General features: G+C 42.5%; 1 pseudogene. It reads left to right on the top strand.

Annotated elements, in window-relative coordinates:
• Positions 1-683: pseudogene (locus HT678_RS11205) on the top strand (IS1380-like element ISSpn5 family transposase); the annotation flags it as partial.
• Positions 684-743 lie beyond the last annotated feature (60 nt).

The raw sequence follows: 743 nt of genomic DNA on the forward strand, positions 1-743 counted from the left end.
GCTTTGCGACCCCAAAATTATACGATTTAATTGAAAAAACAGGGCAATACTACCTCATAAAACTCAAGAAAAATACTGTTCTGAGCCGTCTTGGAGACCTTTCCCTCCCTTGCCCACAGGATGAGGACTTAACCATCTTGCCCCACTCCGCCTACTCAGAAACTCTCTATCAAGCAGGATCTTGGTCGCACAAGCGTCGTGTCTGCCAGTTCTCTGAACGAAAAGAAGGGAACTTGTTCTACGATGTTATTTCTCTCGTTACAAATATGACGAGTGGAACAAGCCAAGACCAGTTTCAGCTTTATCGTGGACGTGGTCAAGCCGAGAATTTCATCAAGGAGATGAAGGAGGGATTTTTTGGTGATAAAACGGATAGTTCAGCCTTAATCAAAAACGAAGTTCGTATGATGATGAGCTGTATCGCCTACAATCTCTATCTTTTTCTCAAACATCTAGCTGGAGGTGACTTCCAAACTTTAACAATCAAACGCTTCCGCCATCTTTTTCTTCACGTGGTAGGAAAATGTGTTCGAACAGGACGCAAGCAGCTCCTCAAATTGTCTAGTCTCTATGCCTATTCCGAATTGTTTTCAGCACTTTATTCTAGGATTAGAAAAGTCAACCTGAATCTTCCTGTTCCTTATGAACCACCTAGAAGAAAAGCGTCGTTAATGATACATTAAAGAACAGTCGAGATGAAAAAATCGTGTGACGCACCAAGGGAGGAGTATGCCCTTTTGAGG

Origin of the sequence: Streptococcus sp. 3167, assembly GCF_013277175.1 — a bacterium.
Classification (GTDB): Bacteria; Bacillota; Bacilli; order Lactobacillales; family Streptococcaceae; genus Streptococcus; species Streptococcus pseudopneumoniae.